The organism is Cobetia sp. MM1IDA2H-1, from assembly GCF_002916775.2.
GTDB lineage: Bacteria > Pseudomonadota > Gammaproteobacteria > Pseudomonadales > Halomonadaceae > Cobetia > Cobetia marina.
On the sequence record NZ_CM133225.1, the window covers coordinates 1741653 to 1762575 of the forward strand.

General features: G+C 62.1%; 17 protein-coding genes. 12 read left to right on the forward strand and 5 right to left on the reverse strand.

Features of this window, described 5'->3' with window-relative positions:
* Positions 1-92: 92 nt before the first annotated feature.
* On the forward strand, positions 93-866 hold the full coding sequence (gene dnaQ / locus BOH68_RS07465; protein ID WP_077376774.1) for a DNA polymerase III subunit epsilon: 774 nt from the start codon (positions 93-95) through the stop codon (positions 864-866).
* Positions 866-1639 carry an NAD(+) diphosphatase gene (gene nudC / locus BOH68_RS07470; RefSeq protein WP_077376771.1) on the forward strand — a complete coding sequence of 258 codons (774 nt, stop codon included), beginning with the start codon at positions 866-868 and terminating at the stop codon, positions 1637-1639. The genes dnaQ and nudC overlap by 1 nt, the downstream gene beginning before the upstream one ends.
* A gap of 118 nt (positions 1640-1757) precedes the next feature.
* Here nudC and BOH68_RS07475 read toward each other — a convergent pair whose 3' ends face one another.
* Positions 1758-2075 (reverse strand): SCP2 sterol-binding domain-containing protein, encoded by a 318-nt coding sequence (locus BOH68_RS07475; protein ID WP_077376768.1) that lies wholly within the window; start codon positions 2073-2075, stop codon positions 1758-1760.
* A gap of 329 nt (positions 2076-2404) precedes the next feature.
* Between BOH68_RS07475 and sohB the strand changes: the two genes are divergently transcribed.
* On the forward strand, positions 2405-3499 hold the full coding sequence (gene sohB, locus BOH68_RS07480) for a protease SohB (protein WP_077376765.1): 1095 nt from the start codon (positions 2405-2407) through the stop codon (positions 3497-3499).
* 231 nt (positions 3500-3730) lie between these two features.
* Here the strand turns inward: sohB and BOH68_RS07485 are convergent, their stop codons facing one another.
* A complete protein-coding gene (locus tag BOH68_RS07485; RefSeq protein WP_077376763.1) occupies positions 3731-4045 on the reverse strand; it encodes an ArsR/SmtB family transcription factor in 315 nt (104 codons plus the stop codon).
* A gap of 507 nt (positions 4046-4552) precedes the next feature.
* Between BOH68_RS07485 and BOH68_RS07490 the strand changes: the two genes are divergently transcribed.
* Positions 4553-6523 carry an AMP-binding protein gene (locus tag BOH68_RS07490; protein ID WP_077376760.1) on the forward strand — a complete coding sequence of 657 codons (1971 nt, stop codon included), beginning with the start codon at positions 4553-4555 and terminating at the stop codon, positions 6521-6523.
* A 120-nt stretch (positions 6524-6643) separates the two neighbouring features.
* Here the strand turns inward: BOH68_RS07490 and BOH68_RS07495 are convergent, their stop codons facing one another.
* Positions 6644-8245 (reverse strand): Na+/H+ antiporter NhaC family protein, encoded by a 1602-nt coding sequence (locus tag BOH68_RS07495; RefSeq protein WP_077376757.1) that lies wholly within the window; start codon positions 8243-8245, stop codon positions 6644-6646.
* Positions 8246-8756: 511 nt separating this feature from the next.
* Between BOH68_RS07495 and BOH68_RS07500 the strand changes: the two genes are divergently transcribed.
* From BOH68_RS07500 to BOH68_RS07510, 3 genes are all read left to right on the forward strand, one after another.
* Positions 8757-10208 (forward strand): alanine/glycine:cation symporter family protein, encoded by a 1452-nt coding sequence (locus BOH68_RS07500; RefSeq protein WP_077376754.1) that lies wholly within the window; start codon positions 8757-8759, stop codon positions 10206-10208.
* Between the two features lie 233 nt (positions 10209-10441).
* A complete protein-coding gene (locus BOH68_RS07505; RefSeq protein ID WP_077376751.1) occupies positions 10442-11107 on the forward strand; it encodes a 7-cyano-7-deazaguanine/7-aminomethyl-7-deazaguanine transporter in 666 nt (221 codons plus the stop codon).
* A 76-nt stretch (positions 11108-11183) separates the two neighbouring features.
* Positions 11184-12179 (forward strand): ParA family protein, encoded by a 996-nt coding sequence (locus BOH68_RS07510; RefSeq protein WP_077376748.1) that lies wholly within the window; start codon positions 11184-11186, stop codon positions 12177-12179.
* 82 nt (positions 12180-12261) lie between these two features.
* Here the strand turns inward: BOH68_RS07510 and BOH68_RS07515 are convergent, their stop codons facing one another.
* The gene (locus BOH68_RS07515; protein ID WP_077376745.1) at positions 12262-13086 is read right to left on the reverse strand and encodes an inositol monophosphatase family protein; all 825 of its coding nucleotides are present in this window, start codon (positions 13084-13086) and stop codon (positions 12262-12264) included.
* Positions 13087-13593: 507 nt separating this feature from the next.
* Here BOH68_RS07515 and BOH68_RS07520 point away from each other — a divergent pair.
* The gene (locus BOH68_RS07520; RefSeq protein WP_258038274.1) at positions 13594-14853 is read left to right on the forward strand and encodes a pyridoxal-phosphate-dependent aminotransferase family protein; all 1260 of its coding nucleotides are present in this window, start codon (positions 13594-13596) and stop codon (positions 14851-14853) included.
* Positions 14850-16184, forward strand: a complete 1335-nt coding sequence (locus BOH68_RS07525; protein WP_077376742.1) for an allantoate amidohydrolase — start codon at positions 14850-14852, stop codon at positions 16182-16184. Before BOH68_RS07520 ends, BOH68_RS07525 begins: the two co-directional genes overlap by 4 nt.
* Positions 16185-16209: 25 nt before the next feature.
* On the opposite strand, the gene uraD is transcribed toward BOH68_RS07525, so the two are convergent.
* Positions 16210-16743, reverse strand: a complete 534-nt coding sequence (gene uraD / locus BOH68_RS07530) for a 2-oxo-4-hydroxy-4-carboxy-5-ureidoimidazoline decarboxylase (protein WP_170877430.1) — start codon at positions 16741-16743, stop codon at positions 16210-16212.
* 293 nt (positions 16744-17036) lie between these two features.
* Between uraD and uraH the strand changes: the two genes are divergently transcribed.
* The 3 genes from uraH to BOH68_RS07545 all read left to right on the forward strand — a co-directional run bounded on the left by uraH (position 17037) and on the right by BOH68_RS07545 (position 20827).
* The gene (uraH, locus tag BOH68_RS07535; protein WP_077377409.1) at positions 17037-17393 is read left to right on the forward strand and encodes a hydroxyisourate hydrolase; all 357 of its coding nucleotides are present in this window, start codon (positions 17037-17039) and stop codon (positions 17391-17393) included.
* Positions 17394-17402: 9 nt separating this feature from the next.
* On the forward strand, positions 17403-18650 hold the full coding sequence (locus BOH68_RS07540) for a urate hydroxylase PuuD (protein WP_077376736.1): 1248 nt from the start codon (positions 17403-17405) through the stop codon (positions 18648-18650).
* Between the two features lie 95 nt (positions 18651-18745).
* Entirely contained in the window at positions 18746-20827 is a 2082-nt protein-coding gene (locus BOH68_RS07545; RefSeq protein ID WP_077376733.1) for a methyl-accepting chemotaxis protein, read from the forward strand.
* Positions 20828-20923: the final 96 nt, after the last annotated feature.

Consider the following 20923-nt stretch of genomic DNA (forward strand, 5'->3'; position numbering starts at 1 on the left):
AAGCACCAGCGTCGGATACATCAGGACCAGTGTCTTCAGAGCCAAGTTCACCCGGACCCGTTCACCAGGTCCCGTTCACCAAGAGGTCTGAGATGCGTCAGATTATTCTCGATACCGAAACGACCGGTATCGACCCGAAGGAAGGCCACCGTCTGATCGAGATCGGTGCGGTGGAGATGATCAATCGCCGTTTGACGGGGCGCACTTATCACCAGTACATCAATCCGGAACGATTGATCGATGAAGAGGCGATCGGCGTCCACGGCATCACCGATGAACGGGTCGCCAATGAGCCGGTCTTCGCGGACGTGGCGGATGCCTTCTGGGAGTTCATCAAGGGCGCCCAGCTCGTCATTCACAACGCGCCCTTTGACGTCGGCTTCATTGATCATGAATTCGGCCTGATCAATCCACGGCGTAGCCAGCCGCTGGGGCCGGTGGCGGAACACTGCGCGATCCTCGATACCCTGAAGCTCGCCCGTGAGAAGCACCCCGGTCAGCGCAACAACCTGGATGCGCTGTGCAAGCGCTACGATATCGACAATGGGCACCGCGTGCTGCACGGTGCCTTGCTGGATGCGGAGATCCTCGGCGACGTCTATCTGGCGATGACCGGCGGGCAGACGGCGCTCGGGCTGGACGACATAGACGATGGCGATGAGGGAGAGGGCGGCATTGTCGGGGTGCGTCGCCTTCGGGCGGACCGCCCGCGTCTGGTCACGCCCGGGCTCTCGGCGCTGGAGCTTGAGCGCCATGCTGCCTGGTGCGAGGAAATTCGTGCCAAGACAGAATGTGCCTTTGACAAGGTGGCGATCGACGCGCTGGGCAGCCTTGACGGCAGAGGCAACCCGGGAGGCGCTGTCTGATGCTGATACGTGATCTGTCACGAGTGAACCAGCGTCAGGGGTACCTGATTCGCATCGGGCGCGACGGGGTCGCTCCGGCGCCCGATGGCGGCATCATTCAACCGCCATGCGACTGGCCATCCGGCGCGATTGCACTGGGAGAGTGGCAGGGGGCGCCGATCGCCGTGCTTGGCGAGAATGGGTCTTCCGAGTGGCCAGGCGCTCGGCAATGGTTGCATTCACTGCCCAGAGAGCAGTTCCCGCTGCTCTCAAGTGCCCTGCAGGTGCTCAAGTGGGCGCGGGACCATCGTTTCTGTGGACGTTGTGGCAAGCGAATGAAACGTCTGGAACATGAGTTCGCGATGCACTGTACCGGCTGCCAGCATCGCAGCTATCCGCGAATCTCGCCCTGCATCATCACGCTGATCACGCGTGGGCGTGAGTTGCTGCTGGCACGCAGTCCGCGTTTCGGGCCCGGCATGTACTCGACACTGGCCGGCTTCATCGAAGCCGGGGAAAGCGCCGAGGAAGCGGTGAGGCGCGAGGTCCTGGAGGAAGTGGGTGTCGAGGTCGGACGCGTGAGTTACTTCCAGAGCCAATCCTGGCCATTTCCTCACTCCTTCATGTTGGGATACTACGCCGAATATGCGGGCGGGGAGATCGCCATTGATGGCCATGAGATAGAGGATGCCCAGTGGTTCACACCTGAATCCTTGCCTGGCTTGCCGCCGAAGTTCTCGATCTCGCATGCCTTGATCGACAACTTCCTGCGCTCGGTGGCCAGCGGTCGCTGACGCCTGGCACTCCGGGCTGTCAATGAAAACGCCCCTGCCAATGGCAGGGGCGTTTTCATTGACGGTATCGCTCATCGAGCGATACCGATCAGCAGAGGTCACATCCGCTGTTCTGCCGTCACTTGTTCGGGAAGAGAGAGGTCAGCTTGGTGGCCAGCATGATGTTGCCGGTCGCTTTCAGGCGGCCCGTCATGAAGGCCTGCATGCCGTCGACTTCGCCCTTCATCACGCCCTTGAGGGTATCGCTGTCAGTGGACAGCGTGACGGACGGATCGTCGTGCTCCCCTTCGCCCACGTCCAGGGTGCCATCCTTGACGACCATGTAGTAGTCATCACTGTCGGTGATGTTGAACTGGAAGACGTCGTTCATGCCCTTGGCGGCGTCCGGGTTGAAGCGACTTTTCAGCATCTCGATGACGGCGTTGGCGTCTGCCATGGCAATATTCCTTTTCAATGGTGAAGGCTGGGAAAGTGGATATGGGGGTCAGCACTTTCAAGGCTGTGCATCAGACTATTTCAAACGATCGTTCCAATCAAGCGCCGAAGATGATCTCTTCCGTTGCAGCGGCCCTTGCGCTGACCGGATCAACCGGCGTTGTGCCACCCTGTCTCGCAGCGCCGTGCTCGCCTTGCAGAGAGGGTCATTTGCCCCCATGTAGCAGGAATCTCACAGCTGGCCTGGTGGCCGCTAAAGTCGTTGTCCGTCAGACAGATCCGTGCAGGTCGCGGTGTCCGACGACACCCATGTCGTTCAGGAGCAAGTGCATGCAATGGTTATCGGAATATGGCCTCTTTCTCGCCGAGGCAGTCACGGTGGTGGTGGCCATTGGGGCGATCATCCTCATGATCGTGCGTGCCCGTCACGGGGACAGTGGTGAGCGCGAGGCTCGCCTCAAGATTCGTCCCTGGCATGAGCGCATGCAGCACCTCCAGCGGGAATTGGGACAGGCCGGGTTGGAAGATGCCGAGCGCACCGCCAATGCCAAGGCACGCGCCAAGAAGGAGAAGCAGGAGGCCAAGTCTCTCAAGAAGGCGCTCAAGGCCAAGGCGAAGCGCAAGCCTTCAGATGACGTTCAGGAACAGGACTCCACTGCCGGGCGTCGGGTGTTCGTGCTCGATTTCGTCGGCGATATCAAGGCGACGGGAGTGGAAAGCCTCGCCGAGCAGGTCACCGCGCTGGAAGGCGTCCTGACCGACAAGGATGAAGTGGTACTGCGACTGGAGTCTGGTGGTGGCCTGGTGCACGCCTACGGTCTGGCCGCCGCACAGCTGGATCGTCTGCGTGCGGCAGGCGCGCGTCTGACGATTACCGTCGACAAGGTGGCCGCGAGTGGCGGGTACATGATGGCGTGTGCCGCTGATCACGTCGTGGCGGCGCCGTTTGCCGTGATAGGGTCCATCGGCGTCGTGGCACAGGTGCCCAATGTGCACCGACTTCTCAAGAAGCACGATGTCGATGTGGAGATCCTGACGGCTGGGCGTTACAAGCGAACGCTGACGATGCTGGGGGAGAATACGGAAGAAGGGCGTGAAAAGTTCCTGTCTGACCTGGCACGCACCCATGATCTGTTCAAGCAGCACGTCGGTAGCCGTCGTCCGCAACTGGATGTGGAGGCCGTGTCACAAGGGGACATCTGGTATGGCAGCGAGGCGATCGCGATCGGTCTGATCGATGAGGTGGGCACAAGTCAGGCGCTGCTGGCCGGCTATCTCAAGCAGGATCTCAAGATATTTGAAGTCAGTCTTGAAAAGCCGCGTCGCATGATGGATCGATTCGGGAAGGGGGTGACGCTGAGTCTGGATCGTGTGCTTGACCGCGTGCTGGAGCGCAATGTCGAGTCACGCTGGCAGCAGCACTGAGAACTTCGCGAATCGTGATCTGCAGGCGCCAGGCTCTGCACGAATGCAAGTCTGTGGGCAATGGCGGCCATTCCCTGGCCATCCGTCAAACGAGGAGTGATGAAGGTGCGAGAGACCTGGTGATGTTGCGGGTCTGGCTCAGCCTGGTCATGGCATCACGTCGCGACATGGCGTGACCGGATGATCCGATGGCTTCCCTCAAGGGCGTCAGTCTTCGACTGGCGCCCTTTTTCAGCGATAGAGTTGTTGAAGCGTGCGGATCACGCCTGCAGCGTTCGGGCCCAGCAGTGAGTAGTAGATGGTCTGTGACGCCCGGCGAGTCCGCACCATGCCTTCGCGACGCAGAATGGCCAGATGCTGCGACAGGGCTGACTGGGAAAGTTCGAGACGTGAATTCAGTTCACTGACCGACATTTCGCTTTCACTGAGCAGGCAGAGAATTCGCAAGCGATTTTCATTGCCCATTGCCTTCAACAGGGCAGTGGCTTCCTCGATCACGCGATCACCTGCCTGGTGTAACGTGATGACATCATCTTGCGCAGGCATGGCGGGTTTCCTCGCGGTTGAGACCTTGGCATTCATTGGTGAGCTCCGGTGCTGTCTGGGGAATTCCATCATCAGATTGGCCGTCCTTGTGGTGTCAGGCATGAAGTATCCTTGTTTTAGTGAATCATCAATAACTCCGCGTGCTACGTCCAAGGAAATATTAAACGATAAATCATCGAGGGTGGCCTGATCAGGGGTGGACTTTTCCTTTTCCTGACGCTGGTCGACATACGGTCGTTCGTTTCACTGCGTGTCGATGACGTCATACGACGAACTGACCAGGGTTGGATGCCTCATCTGACATTCACACGGTCGGGTTTTGGCCTAAGGTTCTGATAGTGCGCAAGCGCGTCACCTGCCATCAGCGTGGTGGGACACTTGGGGTCGCCAGCTGCCGGCATCTTCCAGGCGCAGTCCCCGAGTCGAAGGCGCGTAAGGCGTGACACTGCTTTCTGATGGCAACGCCATGCCATGAACCCCGTGCCAGCATCGTCAACGAGGTAAGCCATGCCTGAGACCGCCAAGCGATCCGCACGCGAGCACTACGAATCACTTGTCTCGCGTGCCAATCAAGCGCCAGAGGACTTCTGGGCTGAGCAGGCCAGGCGCATCGTCTGGTTCCGTGATCCATCGACCATCCTGGCCTGGGATGCCCAGGAGCACGCCCGTTGGTTCATTGATGGCGAGACGAATATCTGTCATGCCGCGCTGGATCATCACGTGGCCAATGGCCGCGGGGATCAGGTGGCGCTCTACTGGGACTCTCCCGTCACTGACAGCAAGTGCCAATACACCTATCGAGAGCTTCGCGACGAAGTGGCCAGGCTGGCGGGTGCCCTGCGTGACAAGGGGGTCGAGAAGGGTGATCGCGTGATCATCTACATGCCGATGGTGGCGGAGGCCGCGATGGCGATGCTGGCCTGCGCACGCCTGGGGGCGGTGCATTCCGTGGTCTTCGGAGGATTCTCCCCCAAGGAGCTGGCCGTGCGGATCGATGATGCGACGCCCAAGGTCATCCTGGCGGCCTCCTGTGGCATCGAGGTCGACCGTGTCATTCCCTACAAGCCGTGGCTGGATGAGGCGATCGAACTTGCGACGCATACGCCAGAGGCCTGCCTGATCCTGCAACGTGAGCAGCAACGAGCCTCCCTGGGGCCGCGAGACCACGATTGGCAGGAATGTCTGGCGCATGCCCAGGCCACGGAAGCGGTCAGCATGCTGGGAAGCGAGCCGCTCTATATCCTCTATACCTCAGGCACCACCGGGACGCCCAAGGGCGTGGTGCGCGATCACGCCGGCTACGCCGTGGCACTGCATTACTCCATGGAAATTCTCTACGGGACCCGCCCGGGGGACACCTTCATGGCAGCCTCCGATATCGGCTGGGTCGTGGGGCATTCCTATATCGTCTATGGCCCGTTGCTGGTGGGAGCCTCGACGATCATGTATGAAGGCAAGCCGGTCAGGACGCCGGATGCCGGAGCCTTCTGGCGCTTGATCGAGGAGTATCGGATCAACTGCTTCTTCACGGCACCGACCGCCTTCAGAGCCATCAAGAAGGAAGACCCCGACGCCAGCCTGATGGCCGGGCGTGACCTGTCCAGCCTGCGCAGCCTGTTCCTGGCGGGGGAGCGACTCGATCCTCCCACCTATCATTGGTTGAATGACCTGCTGCCAGTGCCGATCGTGGATCACTGGTGGCAGACGGAAACCGGCTGGCCGGTAGCGGGAAATCTGCTCGGTCTCGACATGATCACTCGCCAGGCGAGTGGTCCCCGAGCGCCGGTCGAGGCACGCGCGGGCAGTGCGACCTGGCCGTTGCCCGGTTTCAATGTGCAGGTGCTCGATGGCCTGGGAGACGAGGCCGAACCCGGAGTGCAGGGCAACGTGGTCATTCAGCAGCCGCTGCCACCCGGGTGTCTCACGGGGCTCTATCACAATCCCGCGCGCTTCCACGCCGCCTACCTGGCGGCGTACCCCGGCTACTATCTGACGGGAGACGGCGGCTATCTTGACGAGGACGGCTACCTCTTCGTGATGGGGCGCATCGATGACGTCATCAATGTGGCAGGGCATCGCCTGTCCACCGGTGAAATGGAACAGGTCCTCGGCTCACATGAGGCAGTGGCGGAATGTGCGGTGATCGGTATCGAGGATTCGCTCAAGGGCGAGATGCCGCTGGGACTGGTGATCATCAAGGATGCCTGGCGCGGTGACGAATCTGCTCTTCGTCAGGCGCTGGCGCAGCGTGTGCGCGATGAGATAGGGGCGATCGCCTCGCTTAAGGACGTACTGATCGTCGAGCGGCTGCCCAAGACACGCTCCGGCAAGATTCTGCGCAAGATGATCCGTCAGATCGCCGCGGGAGAGCAGTACCAGATTCCCTCGTCCATCGATGACCCGGCGAGTCTGGAGGATGTGCGTGAGGCATTGAGCGAGGCAGGCGTCGGTCTGGCCGGGCAGGCGCGCAGTGCTTGAGTGACGTGAGCATTGCCGGTGAGTGAACGCTTGGGCGCAGATCGCGCCTGCCGCAAACACAAGGCCCCCGTCATGAATCATGGCGGGGGCCTTGTGTTCTTGCGTGGAGCGATCAGTTCATCAGATGCATGCGACCACGGGGTTGGCGCGTTCCCGACGGGCAAGCCAGGCGATGCTGACGACCAGAAGCCCTGCCAGACTCAGCCAGCCGAACAGCGTGCTGTCGGTCAGGCCCATCACCAGGTACGCCAGCAACGAGATGCAGGCGCCCAGCAGCGCGTAGGGCAACTGCGTCATGACGTGATCGATGTGATGGCAGCTCGCGCCCGTCGAGGACAGGATGGTGGTGTCGGAAATCGGTGAGCAGTGGTCACCGAAGACCGAGCCCGCCAGTACGGCACCCATCATCGGCAGCATCATCGCGATCTCGGTGGCTGCCGCCATGTCTCCGGCGATCGGCAGCATGATGCCAAAGGTGCCCCAGCTGGTGCCGGTGGCGAAGGCCATCAGACCGGACAGCACGAACAGCAACATCGGAAGCCAGGTGGGGGAGACCACGCCATCCACCAGCGTCGCCAGGTATTCGCCCGTGCCGAGTGAGCCGATGATGCCGGTCAGCATCCAGGCGAACACCAGGATATAGACGGCCGGCAGCATCGAGCGCGCGCCCTGGACGATGGCACCGATGCTGCGGCCAGTGCCCATGCGGTGACGCAGCAGCATCATCATGGCCGCGAGCAGGCCGATGGCACCGCCGATGATCAGCGATCCTGCGACATCGGTCAGTTCGAAGGCACGCACCAGGCCAAATGCCTCGCCCTTGGCGGCCAGTGCACTGGCGCCGGTCTGCACGATCATGAAGAAGGTGGCGATCACCAGCACGATGATCGGAATCAGCAGATCCACGGGGCGGCCACGTTCCGACTCTTCGACATGGGTGTTGCCGGGAGGATTGCCACGGCTAGCGTCAAACAGCTCGCCATCACGCGCGGCGATGGCATGCCGGCGCATGGCACCGAAGTTGATGTCGAACCAGGCCGAGGCGATCACCAGCACCAGCGCCGCAATCGCGTAATAGTTGAGCGCGGAAAGCTCCAAGAAGGCACCGAAGGGGCTGACATCGGTGATGTGGTGCGTGGCCAGGATTCCGGCGATCAAGCTGATGATGTAGGCGCCCCAGCTTGAGATGGGGGTCAGCACGCATACCGGTGCGGCGGTGGAGTCGATCAGATAGGCCAGCCGAGCCCGCGACAGGCCCTGGCGATCCGTCAGGGGGCGGCAGATGTTGCCGACCGCCAGGCTGTTGAAGTAGTCATCGATGAAGATGAAGACTCCCAGCAGGACGGTCATCAGCTGCGAGCCGCGACGGGTAGTGACCCGTTCACGCGCCCAGTTGCCGAAGGCGCGCGTGCCGCCGGCCAGAGTGATGACACCGACCATCGCCCCGAGAGCGAGCAGAAACAGCAGGATATAGACATTCCAGCTGTTGAGCGTGACATCGGCCAGTTGACCGCTGTCCGGCAGCTCGACGAAGACCGCGACCAGCTGGCGCCAGAGATAATCCAGCGTGGTGAGCGGTGAGAAATCATTCAGCAGCAGAGCGCCAGAGACAATACCCAGCCCAAGGGAGAGCATGACGCGACGTGTCAGTATTGCGAGACCGATGGCTATGATCGGGGCGAGCAGCGAAAGCGGGGACGCCGCGTAGCTGGTCAGTTCCATGTATCACCTGTTTTCAAAGGCAGGCGCCGGGACAATGCGCGCTGCCGGGTGCCGTAATGGCTGTTAGGGTGCGTGGGCGTCAGGGAAGAGCACCGTCCTGATGTGGCGCATCCGACCGGCCGCAGTCGTGGTGTCGCAACTGGGGGAGGGCGTCGCTGATGCGCCGAACACGTCCTGCAGCATCAGGCTGACCGATGCCTGCAGGTGGGAAGGGGGCGCATTATGCCCGAGAGGATCAGACAGCGAAACATTGCCTTGTGCATCTAAAGTCTAGGATGCAGTGAAAAAGACCGACATTTCGCCGGTTCCCCACTAGAATCCCGCTGTGAAACGCCAATGTTCAGTATGCTCTTCTTGCTAATCCGTGTCGGATATGAAGAATGGCGCTCACCAAAGCATGTCGAGCAACCCTTTCGTAGTGGTTGCTCGCTGCCAGCGGCAGGAAGGCCATGGCTTTTCACGCCGCCTGGCAGCGTCGACAAGATCAAAAACCCGCCAAAGCGAGACCGACATGTCGGAAACAACGTCCATCATTCCAGCGCCGATTCTGGCGTTGATCGATGCAGGCAATGGCCTGCTGTGGGGCAGCGTATTGATCTACCTGCTCATCGGAGCGGGTCTTTTCTTCACGGTCATGACCAAGGGCATCCAGTTCCGCTACTTCGGCCACATGTGGAAACTGCTGGCCACCTCACGTCAGGGTAGCGAAGGCGGGATCTCCTCCTTCCAGGCGCTGGCCACCTCCCTGGCGGCACGTGTCGGTACCGGTAACCTGGCCGGTGTCGCCGTGGCGATTTCCCTGGGTGGCCCGGGTGCCATCTTCTGGATGTGGATGACGGCACTGGTGGGCATGTCCACCAGTTTCATCGAGTCCACCCTGGCTCAGGCCTACAAGGTGTCACACGATGACAATACCTTCCGTGGTGGCCCGGCCTACTACATCGAGAAGGGCCTGGGGCAGCGCTGGATGGCGATCCTGTTCTCCGTGTGTCTGATCATCGCCTTCGGTCTGGCCTTCAACTCCGTGCAGTCCAACTCCATCGCGCTGGCCATGGAGCAGGCCTTCAGCGTGCCGCCGTGGATCATGGGCGTGATTCTGGTCGTGGTGATGGTGCCGATCATCTTCGGTGGCATGAAGCGCATCACGCGGACCGCCGAGCTGATCGTGCCGATTATGGCGCTGCTCTATCTGCTGCTGGCCATCTTCGTCGTGGCGATCAACATCACCGAGCTTCCGGCGGCACTGGGCACCATCTTCCGCAGCGCCTTCGGTCTTGAGCAGGCAGCAGGTGGTGCACTGGGCTACACCATCGCGCAGGCGATGATGAACGGCATCAAGCGCGGTCTGTTCTCCAATGAAGCCGGCATGGGCTCTGCGCCGAATGCCGCGGCAATGGCGACCACCCGGCACCCGGCCTCCCAGGGCTTCGTCCAGATGCTGGGCGTCTTCATCGATACTCTGGTCATCTGCACCGCAACCGCTGCCATCATCATCATGAGCGGCACGCTGGGCAACGATGGTGGCAATGATGGTATCCAGATCACCCAGGCGGCGTTGACCTCGCAGGTCGGCAGCTGGGGGGGTGGCTTCGTGGCGATCGCCATTCTGCTGTTCGCCTTCACCTCGCTGGTGGCGAACTACTCCTATGGCGAGTCCAACATCGAGTACATCTCGGGCAAGAAGAACGCCAAGCCGGTCATCATGATCTATCGCTTTGCGGTGCTGGGCATGGTGATGCTGGGCGCAGTCGCCAGTCTCAAGAACATCTGGAACTTCGCTGACCTGTCGATGGGGGCGATGGCGCTGATCAACCTGATCGCCATCCTGCTGCTGTCGCCGCTGGCCTTCCGGATCTTCAAGGACTACGACCGTCAGCACAAGGCCGGTCAGGAGCCGACCTTCGACCCCGAGAAGTTCCCGGAGCTCAAGGGCAAGGTCGACCCCGCCATCTGGAAGAAATGAGCGTCACCCATGAAAGCCCGCGGTGCGGAATGAGGCGTCCACCTCTCCCTGACCACCCGGTCAGAATCTCCGTGAGTTGACATGCCAATGGCCGCGCATCGTGATACGATGCGCGGCCATTCTGGTTCTCGACGGCGAGATATCGCGCGAGATACCGTCAATCGTCAGCTGTTATGCCATCTGTCAGGGTTCCCTCACCCCTGCTGTTGGCCTGGAACCAAAAAGGACCTCAGATGCTCCTCCTCACCGCGAGTCAATCGCGTCGTGCGCTCGTCGCACTGTCCCTGTTTCATATCCTGATCATCACGGCCAGCAACTACCTGGTGCAGTTGCCGATGACACTGTTCGGCTTCCATACCACCTGGGGTGCCTTCAGCTTCCCGTTCATCTTCCTGGCCACTGACCTGACCGTCCGGCTGTTCGGCAAGGTACATGCTCGCCGTATCATCGCGCTGGTCATGCTGCCGGCATTGCTGGTCAGCTACATGATCTCGGTGATCTTCCATGGCGGCAGCCTTGCCGGGATCGAGGCGTTGGGCGAGTTCAATCTGGTCGTGGCACGCATTGCGCTGGCGAGCTTCATCGCCTATGTGATCGGCCAGCTGTTGGATATTCAGGTCTTTGATCGTCTGCGTCGCAATGCTCACTGGTGGGTCGCGCCCATGGCATCGACGCTCTTCGGCAATCTCGCCGATACCTTCGCCTTCTTTTCGGTGGCATTTCGCAATGGCCCGGACGTCTTCATGGCGGCACATTGGGTCGAGATCGCCTGGGTGGACTACGCCATCAAGTTGATCATTTCGCTGCTGCTCTTCCTCCCGATGTACGGTCTGTTGCTTGGCTGGTTGACGCGTCAACTGCTGGCGAGAGGCTTCATCGCCGGGCGTGAAGGCGCCTGATCAGCCCGACATCTCCCTGTACTCGAATTGCCGCCACGATGTGGTAGCCTTGAGAAAAACAGGGAGTTGATCTGCAATGAAAATCGCGGCGGTGTACAGCATCAAGGGCGGTGTCGGCAAGACGGCTTCTGCCATCAACCTCGCGTATGTCGCTGCCAACAGTGGTCTCAGAGTGCTGTTGTGGGATCTGGACCCTCAAGCCGCCGCGACTTTCTATGTGCGGACCAAGCCCAAGCTCAAGGGCGGCGTCGAGAAGCTGATCAGCGGCAAGCAGGACCTGTCACGCGTGATCCGGGCGACCGACTATCGCAATCTGGATGTCCTGCCGGCCGAGTTCTCCTATCGCAATCTCGATCACATTCTCGAGGAAGAGAAGCGCTCTCGCCTGCGCAAGGTGTTGAAGCCGGTGCGTGACGATTACGACCTCGTCATCCTGGATTGCCCCCCGAGTATCTCGACCCTCTCCGAGCAGGTCTTCGCGGCCGCTGATACGCTGCTGGTCCCGATGATTCCGACGGTGTTGTCACTGCGCACGCTGGAGCAGCTCAATGCCTATCTGGCCGAGATCGATCTCGATGTGCCTGTCTGGCCATTCTTCACGCTGGTCGATCGTCGCAAGACCTTGCACAAGGATGTGATGGAGTCCCTCAAGCAGGACCATCCGCTGCAGCTCAGTGGGCATATTCCTTACTCCAGCATCGTCGAGCGCATGGGAATCGAGCGCAAGCCGGTGCCGGTCTTCTCGCGCAACAGTGCTCCGGCGGCTAGCTACCGAGAGTTGTGGAAGGAAGTCGGCCAGCGCCTCGGGCTGCTCAAGGAGCCGGCAGCTGGTGAGGGGAAGGCAGACGCAGACGCGAGCATGCCTGAGACGAGCACGACCGCTGGCACGTCCAATGCCAATCAGTCCGCTCAGCCCTCGGACAAGCCGGATGTCAGCATCGGTTCCAAGGCCAGGGCAGCCAAGTCGTCCACCGCGAAATCGTCTGGCAAGCCCTCTGACAAGTCTTCCGGCAAGTCCTCCGGGAAGGCGGGAGCCAAGCGCAGCAAGAAGGGCGGCAACCTCGGCGATTGATGCCCAGCGTCTCGCTGAGGGATGCCCACAATGCAAGAAGCCCCGCACTGGCGGGGCTTCTTGCATTGTGGGGGAGGGTGACTCAAAGCCCGGGCAGGCCGGAACTGGCATCGGCATCTTCCAGCAGGCGCTTGAGCGGTGCATGCAGAGCCGGTGAGGCTACCACGATATTCTCGCCATACAGCTCCTCGGGGATGCCGTCCGGGCAACGATAGAGGTGACCGGTACGTGCGCCGGCTTCGCGGGCAATCAGCAGGCCCGCCGCAAAGTCCCAGGGAGAGACGCTCTCATAGTAGGCATCCAGGCGGCCGCAGGCGACATCGCAAAGATCCAGCGCGGCACTGCCGTTGCGTCGGACATCCTGACACACCAGCAACATGGCGGAGAGACGTTTGAGCAGGGGAGGACGGCTGTCCCGGTTATAGGGGAAGCCGGTCGCGATCAGTGCGCGGCTCATGTCTTCGGTCTCGCTGACCGTGATGCTCTCGCCATTCATCCAGGCTCCCTTGCCGCGAATGGCGGTGAAGGTCTCGCCGAGGAAGGGCGCGTGAACCACTCCCATCTGGATCTTGCCACGCTCGCACCAGGCGATGGAGACGGCCACATGGCGCAGCCCGTGAGCAAAGTTGACGGTGCCATCGATGGGGTCGATCACCCACAGGCCTCCCTTGGTGCCGATGACGTCGCGCTCAGGCGATAGTTCCTCGGTCAGGCGTGCATCTTCAGGGAATTCGGCCTCGAGCGCCTCGGCAAGGAAGGTGTCGATCGCCACATCGATGTCCGTGACCAGCTCATCGCCTTTCTTGTAGTGGTGCGCGAACCCTTGCTCCTCGCGCGCTTGCACCATGCGTTCTCCCGCGTCTCTGGCCAATTGCGTTGCACGTTCCAGGCGTTGTTCCAGCGTCATGTGGCTCTCCAGCAGCGATGATCAGGTCAGATGAGTTGACGCTCATCCCTCCGGTGACCTCCTGTATAACAGACTCATGTGGTGAGTTCAGCCTCGAGGGAGGGAGCGGGCGCACGAAAGGTGTGCTCAGGCATCCGATTCAGGCGTTGCATGCCCTTTCATGGTGCTTTCCCTGCAAGGCGTGCACTGCCAGCGGGAGGTGGCGAGGGCCGCTTCAGCGATTATCCCGTTATCTTGAGGGGCGTTTTCTCGTCACGCTTCCTGAAGCATCCCGCTTGGGGCCCTGACGAAGACCCGGCCAGCCCCGGCCAGTAGCGGAGAGCCTGTCCCCTGGCCGGCATGACGTGTCTGACCGGGGCTTCGTCAGGACAGGCCGGTGGGATCTGAGGATTCAACATCCGTTTCATTTTTTGATTTCTGGCGCACTTGTTGCAGTAGTCTGGTCATGGCGTTCGGCAAGCCGCCGAACCTTCCCGCATTCAATGCCCTGATGCACAAGGAGCGAACGTGACCCCGATCCCTGACCAGATTCATCCCCCGCAGCGCCTCCTGATGGGCCCGGGCCCGATCAACGCGGACCCACGTGTGTTGCGTGCGCTGTCAGCGCCATTGATCGGCCAGTACGACCCCGCGATGACGCATTACATGAACGAGACGATGCAGCTCTATCGCGGCGTCTTCGAGACCCAGAACGCGGCGACCCTGTTGATCGATGGCACATCACGGGCCGGGATCGAGGCGGTGCTGGTCTCGTTGATCCAGCCGGGGGAGCGTGTACTGGTGCCGATCTTCGGCCGTTTCGGTCATCTGCTGCGCGAGATTGCCGAGCGCTGCGGTGCCCAGGTGCACACGCTGGAATGTGAGTGGGGCGAGGTCTTTCGTCCCGAGCAGATCGAAGCCGCCATTCGCGAGGTGCAGCCAACGCTTCTCGCGCTGGTACAGGGCGATACCTCGACCACCATGTGCCAACCGCTCGATGAGATCGGTGCCATCTGTCGCCGTGAAGGCGTGCTGTTCTACAGCGATGCCACGGCCTCGCTGGCGGGCAATCCGCTCAAGACGGACGAGTGGGGGCTGGACGCCGTCACCGCAGGCCTGCAGAAATGTCTCGCCGGTCCGTCTGGCAGTTCGCCGCTGACGCTGTCGCCGCGTGCGGTGGAGGTGGTGCATGCACGCCGGCACGTCGAGGCCGGGATCAGCAGTGGGGACGATCGACTGGCGGAGCCGGGCGCGCGTATTCGCTCCAACTATTTCGATCTTTCCATGGTGCTCGATTACTGGGGAGCGCTGCGCCTCAATCACCACACGGAGGCCACCAGCATGCTGTATGGCGCGCGCGAGTGTGCGCGACTGCTGGTCAACGAGGGCATGGACAACGCCATCGCGCGACATGCGTTGCACGGTCAGGCGATGGTCGAGGGACTCAAGGGGCTGGGGCTTGCGCTGTTCGGTGACCAGGCACATCGCATGAACAACGTCAGCGCTGTGAGGATTCCGGATGGCCTGGATGGCGAGGGGCTGCGTCGCAGCATGCTGGAGGATTTCGGCATCGAGATAGGCACCAGCTTCGGGCCGCTGCACGGCAAGGTCTGGCGCCTCGGCGTGATGGGCTACAACGCGCGTCGCGACACGGTACTTACCACGCTGGCGGCGCTGGAGCAGACTCTGCGACGCGGTGGTGTCCAGTGTGTCGCCGGCGGTGGTGTCGGCGCGGCGCTGGACTTTTATCAAGAGCATCAGGACCCGCCGGCGGGAGAGCGGCCATGACCATTGATGTGTCCCGAGCGCGCACGACAGCGGGCATCGCCCCGCTGGAAACGGCGGCGGACGTGCTGGCAGCCTGCGATGCCCTGGCGGCGATTTCACGCAGTGACAGCGGGATCGATCGCCGTTATCTGACGCCTGAGCATGCGGCGGCCAATGCCACCACGGCGGCCTGGCTCAAGGCGGCAGGACTTCACAGCTGGCAGGACGGGGCGGGCAATCAGTGGGGACGATGGTGCTCGAAAACGCTCTCCAGCGAGAGCGAGGTGCCGCGGCTGGTGATCGGCTCCCATCTGGACAGCGTACCGGACGCCGGTCGTTATGACGGGATTCTGGGCGTGCTTCTGGGCGTCGCGGCGCTGTCCCACTTCCAGCAGCGTGCTGAACAGGAGGGTGCCGGCTTGCCGTTTGCGCTCGAGGTGGTCGGCTTTGGCGATGAGGAAGGCACGCGCTTCGGCGCGACCCTGCTCGGCAGCCATGCCATTGCGGGCAGCTGGCAACCGGGATGGGAGCTTCTGGAAGATGAGGAGGGTATCAGCCTGGGGGAGGCGCTGACCGCCTTCGGGCTCTCGGGGCAATCGGCGGCCAATGCCAGCCTGCAAGCAACTCCGCCGCTGGGCTATCTGGAAGTGCACATCGAGCAGGGGCCGGTGCTGGAAGCCGAGAATCTGGCGCTGGGCACCGTGACGGGTATCGCTGGCGCGCGTCGCTTTGCCGTCAACTTCGCCGGTCAGGCCGGCCATGCCGGCACCACACCGATGGCACTGCGTCAGGATGCGCTGTGTGCCGCGGCAGAGTGGACACTGGCCGTCGAGACCCTGGCGCGTGAGGTCCAGACAGGCAAGCGCGCTGACATGCCGGATCACTCACTGGTGGCCACCGTGGGGTGTTGCGAGTTGCGTCCCGGTGCGGTGAATGTCATTCCCGGCGCCGCGGCGTTGAGTCTGGATATCCGTGCCCTGGACGATGCACAACGTGACCGGGCGTTGGAGGAGCTGCTGCAACAGGCCCATCAGATCGCCGAGCGTCGCGGCGTCACCTTCCGTTGCGAGCAGACCCACGCCGCGAATGCCGTCGCCTGTGATGAAGGGTTGATGCAGGCAGTGGATCTCGGTATCGCCGCTACCGGACAGGCGCCTTTCCGGCTGCCCAGCGGTGCCGGCCATGACGCCATGGCGGTGAGTCACCTGTGCCCGGTGGGCATGCTGTTCCTGCGCTGTGAGCGGGGGATCAGTCACCACCCTGCGGAGGCGGTGACGGAGGCGGATGTCGCCAGAGCACTGGCGGCCTTGATTGCCAGCATCGAGGCAGTGGCCGCCAGATTTTCGTGTTGATCATCGGCGGCCAGAAGGCGGCTGCCTAGCTCGCGTCCAGCAGGCCCGGCAGTCGCACTGCGGCAATGGCATCGATCTGATTCAGGGCTTCCTGAAATTCCGTCTCGGTGGATTGCGGCAGGCGTCGTTCCAGTTCGGCGAGGATGCTTGAGGCGCTATGGCCCTTCACGCAGATGATGAAGGGGATTCCGTGACGGGCCTGATAGTCGGCGTTGGCCTTGAGGAAGCGTTCGCGGGTGGCGTCATCGAGCTGGTCCAGCCCCGCGCCACGCTGTTCGCCTTGAGAGGCGGGCGTCAGACTCTCAAGCTTGCCGGCAGCCAATTCCGGGTGGGCGTCGATCAACTGGCGGCGCTCGGTCTCGCTTGCTCGGCGTACCGCCTCGGCACAGGCGCTCAGCAGGGCTTCGGTACTGGCAAAGGGGCGCTCTGCAGCGGCGCGTTCCACTACCCAGTCGGAGTGCTCATAGAGGCCGCTCAAGCGACGAGCAAGCGCTTCTGGTGGCAGGGCGTTGAGGGTGTCCAGCATTGCCAGATATTCCATCGGGGTTTCGATTGGCATGTGCCTTGCTCCAGAGAAGAAAAGAGAAAAAGACGTGAAGAATCCATTGCTTGCAAGGCACATGCCGCCGCCAGACAAGCCGGGACTCGCCCTTGAGGCAGTGCGTCTGCCGGGGAGACGTGTCCCCTGCACCTTGACCGTCAGGTCAGATTAGGCGAGTGCACTCCTGCGGTGCAATGCCACCAAAGCCCTGAGCCGTGACATGCCGAGCGCCATGCATCATTGATCGGATCAGCGGCTGCATCACGGACAACGCGTCAATGTCACACGCTACCCATCACAAGGAAATGACCGTGCCCAGACTTACCACGCATGTGCTCAACCAGGCTGAAGGCATCGCCGCCAGTGGCGTCACCATTCTCCTGGAGCGCCAGGATGCGCAGGGCAACTTCCAGCAGATTGCCCGAAGCATCACTAATCAGGATGGCCGTGTCGAGGCGCCATTGCTGGAGAACGCGCCATCGAGTGACGACGATCACTCCGGCGTCTACCGCCTGACGTTCCAGATAGGGGACTACTTTGCCGGGCGTCCGGTGGGCAAGGGCATGCTCGGGCGGGTGCCGGTCGAGTTCACGCTGGAGGCCAACGGCCACTATCACATTCCGCTGCTGGTCACTCCGTGGGCCTACAGCGTCTACCGCGGCAGCTAAGGAGCCGGCATGAGCGCATATCTCCTCGATTGGGCAATGCTGCTGACACGTTGGCTGCATGTCATGGCGGGTATCGCCTGGATTGGCGCCTCGTTCTTCTTCATCTGGCTCGACAATCGCCGCGAGCCTGCCCGTCATGCCCTCGATGGTCGTCCGGGGGGCGAGCTCTGGGCAGTGCACGGCGGTGGCCTCTACCATCTGTTTCGCCATGACGGCGTCAGTGAGACGCTGCCCAGCGAGATCCACTGGTTCAAGTGGGAGGCCTACGTCACCTGGCTGTCCGGGATGGGGCTGTTCACGCTGATCTATCTGCTGCAGCCGCAGGCCTATCTGATTGATCCGCGCGTGTTCGAGATGAGCGGCAGCATGGCCGTCGGTAGCGCACTGGGACTGCTCCTCGCAGGCTGGCTGGGCTACGAGGCGCTGTGTCGCAGCCCCCTCAAGCGCAGCGCTGCGGCGCTGTTCGTTGCGGTCGGTGTCTGGTTGACGCTGGCGGCCTGGTTCGCGACGGAGCTGTACTCCGGGCGCGCCGCCTTCCTGCTGATGGGCGCGCTGATGGGCAGCATCATGGCGGGCAATGTCTTCAACGTGATCATCCCGGGTCAGAAGGCGCTGCTTGCCGCCGCGCAGCGTGGCGAGACCCCGGACCCGATCCACGGTCAGCGCGCCAAGCAGCGCTCGGTGCACAACACCTTCATCACGCTGCCGGCGGTCCTGATGATGATCAGCAACCATTACCCGCTGCTGTACGCCAATGACTATCGTCTCGGCGTCATCCTGCTGCTGCTGGTGACAGGGGGGCTGATTCGCATCGCCACGGTGAATCACCACAAGGGCGTCAAGCGACGTTGGGTGCCGGTGGGAGCCGTAGCGGCGCTGATCGGCGTGATCGTGCTGTGTGCACCACGCGCTCAGCCCGCTCCGGCAACGGCCGGAAACGCCGCGTCTTCACCGTCCGTGGCGGCCAGCAACACCGCTGACAATGCGGTGATGGGAGAGAATGAGGCTCTGCGCGAGAAGGTCCGCCATATCGTCGAGCAACGCTGTGCCGGCTGTCACAGTGATTCGCCGACGTTGATCGGGCTTACCGCGCCGGCGGCAGGGGTCGCCTTCAATGGCTGGGAGGACATCCAGCGTCAGGCACTGCGCATCCACCAGCGCACGGTGGTCGACAAGAGCATGCCGCTGGCCAACATGACCCAGATGACCGATGCCGAGCGTCAGATGCTGGACGACTGGTGGCAGGCGACACGCTGAGAGAGTGCCGGGTCAGTCATGCATGTCATCGCTACAGTTGTGGGGTGTTCGGCCGATAGTCGTGATACTTCACTCACGGATCGGAATCGCGCGCAATGATGACAACAAGAAGGCGACTGGCCCGCGCCAGCGTCGGCAGCAAGTTGGCCTTGCTGGTGCTGGGGTTGATGATGGTGGCCTTCATCGTGCTGGGACTGGTGTTCTCCACTGCCAGCAAGCATCAGGTGGAAGAGGGCACGGAACGTGCCCTTGCCCAGCAGCAGCAACAGATCACCAATACCATCGAACTGTTCGATACCACCATGCAGGCCAGCGTGACGCGCATGCTCAATGCCTTCCTGGCCACCGTCCCGGACAATTTCACGCGGATAGAGACACGCCGCCTGCCGATCGGTCAGCGAGATGCACCGGCGCTGCTCAATGCCGGTTTCATGCTCAATGATCAATCCGGCTATCTGGCCGATTTTGCCAAGCGCACCGGAGCCCCGGTCAGTTTCTTCGTGCGCGATGGTGATGATTTCGTGCGCATCGCCACCACGCTCAAGACCGAGGATGGCTCGAGCCTGCTCGGGCTGACGCTGAGTGGTGGGGTCAAGGAAGCACTGAATGCCGGCCAGCCCTATACCGGCATGCTCTATCTCGCCGGCCATCACTACATGACGCGCTATCGCCCGATCACCGACTTCAATGACAACGTCATCGGAGCCTCCTTCATCGGAGTGGATATCGGAGCGCAGATCGATGAGCTCTACGCCACCATCACCAGCATCCAGCTGCATGACAAGGATTTCAGTCTGGTGGCCAGCACGGCGGCTGAGCAACGTGGGCAGGTATTGACCGAGGGGCCGTGGCAGGGCCGTTCATTGACGGACTTCAAGGATGAGGCGGGCCGGTCGGCCATGGCGCCGCTGTTTGCCGCCGATAGTGGCCAGTTTGAATATCGCCTGGCAGGCGAGGACAGCTCACGCATCACTCGCTTCCAGCACTACCCGGCATGGAACTGGGTCGTGGCCACCACTATCGACAAGGACGAGGTGACCGCTGGCATCACCCGTCTTCGCAATCAGGTCTTCGGCCTGGCGTTGCTGCTGGCGCTCTCGGTGGCCGCCATACTCTATTTCCTTGAGCGTCGCTTGATCAGTCGCCCGCTCGATGCCCTGGTCAAACTGGCTCAGGCACTGGCGCGTGGGGATCTTTCCCAGCGCATCACGAGCCAGCGTCAGGACGAGATCGGCAAGCTGACGGACGCCATGAACAGTATCGGTGAGGACCTGAGCCGCGTGGTCGGTCAGGTCCGGACGACCACCGTCGCCGTCAATCAGGCCGCCGGGGAGATCGCCCAGGGCAACGAGGAGCTGTCGGCCCGCACCGAGCAGTCGGCGTCGAGTCTGCAGGAAACCTCCGCCTCGATGGAGGAGATCACCACGACGGTGCAGCACAGTGCCGATTCCGCTCAGCAGGCCAGCCAGCTGGTCAACTCGACCTCGGAACAGGCGCGCCGTGGCAACGAGGACATGAACAAGGCGCAGGCGAGCATGGAAGACATCAATCGCTCTGCCGAACGCATCAACGAGATCATCAGCCTGATCGACGGCATCGCCTTCCAGACCAATATCCTGGCGCTCAATGCGTCGGTGGAGGCTGCGCGGGCCGGCGAGCATGGGCGTGGCTTCGCGGTGGTGGCCCAGGAAGTGCGAACGCTGGCGACACGCTCCAGCGATGCCTCTCGTGAGATTCGCGGTCTGATCGATGAGTCCATCTCCCACACGCAGCAGGGTGTGGCACAGGTGAAGGACGCCAGTCATGCGATGGCCGAGATTCTGTCGAGCGTCGAGCGTGTCAACGACATGATCGCCGAGATCAGCGCCGGTGCCCGTGAGCAGAGTGCCGGGGTCGGTCAGGTGAATACGGCGGTCAGCGAGCTGGATGCGATGACCCAGCAGAACACCACCTTGGTCAATCAGGTCAGTGGCGCGGCGCGCAGCATGAGTGCCCAGGCACAGTCGCTGGAGTCGTTGATGTCAGGCTTCAAGGTGGCTGGCGGGCATGATGGGGCGAACCCGCACGTGTCTGATGCGAAGGCTTCCCCCCGACAGGAGAGTGCGGCGTTCCATCGGGCAACGCAGTCGCCGCGTGATTCGCGATTGCGTGAGGAAGAGGAATGGGAGGCCTTCTGAACCGGCCCTGGGCACCATCGCCTGACTCGAGAACTGACTCGAGAGCCGGATAGGCGCACCTCGGGCGAGAGGGACAATCCGCGACGCCATGGCACG

Coding starts and splice junctions, on each gene's coding strand:
- dnaQ (WP_077376774.1), top strand. CDS start 93: ATGCGTCAGATTATTCTCGATACCGAAACGACCGGTATCGACCCGAAG.
- nudC (WP_077376771.1), top strand. CDS start 866: ATGCTGATACGTGATCTGTCACGAGTGAACCAGCGTCAGGGGTACCTG.
- BOH68_RS07475 (WP_077376768.1), bottom strand. CDS start 2,075: ATGGCAGACGCCAACGCCGTCATCGAGATGCTGAAAAGTCGCTTCAAC.
- sohB (WP_077376765.1), top strand. CDS start 2,405: ATGCAATGGTTATCGGAATATGGCCTCTTTCTCGCCGAGGCAGTCACG.
- BOH68_RS07485 (WP_077376763.1), bottom strand. CDS start 4,045: ATGCCTGCGCAAGATGATGTCATCACGTTACACCAGGCAGGTGATCGC.
- BOH68_RS07490 (WP_077376760.1), top strand. CDS start 4,553: ATGCCTGAGACCGCCAAGCGATCCGCACGCGAGCACTACGAATCACTT.
- BOH68_RS07495 (WP_077376757.1), bottom strand. CDS start 8,245: ATGGAACTGACCAGCTACGCGGCGTCCCCGCTTTCGCTGCTCGCCCCG.
- BOH68_RS07500 (WP_077376754.1), top strand. CDS start 8,757: ATGTCGGAAACAACGTCCATCATTCCAGCGCCGATTCTGGCGTTGATC.
- BOH68_RS07505 (WP_077376751.1), top strand. CDS start 10,442: ATGCTCCTCCTCACCGCGAGTCAATCGCGTCGTGCGCTCGTCGCACTG.
- BOH68_RS07510 (WP_077376748.1), top strand. CDS start 11,184: ATGAAAATCGCGGCGGTGTACAGCATCAAGGGCGGTGTCGGCAAGACG.
- BOH68_RS07515 (WP_077376745.1), bottom strand. CDS start 13,086: ATGACGCTGGAACAACGCCTGGAACGTGCAACGCAATTGGCCAGAGAC.
- BOH68_RS07525 (WP_077376742.1), top strand. CDS start 14,850: ATGACCATTGATGTGTCCCGAGCGCGCACGACAGCGGGCATCGCCCCG.
- uraD (WP_170877430.1), bottom strand. CDS start 16,743: ATGCCAATCGAAACCCCGATGGAATATCTGGCAATGCTGGACACCCTC.
- BOH68_RS07540 (WP_077376736.1), top strand. CDS start 17,403: ATGAGCGCATATCTCCTCGATTGGGCAATGCTGCTGACACGTTGGCTG.
- BOH68_RS07545 (WP_077376733.1), top strand. CDS start 18,746: ATGATGACAACAAGAAGGCGACTGGCCCGCGCCAGCGTCGGCAGCAAG.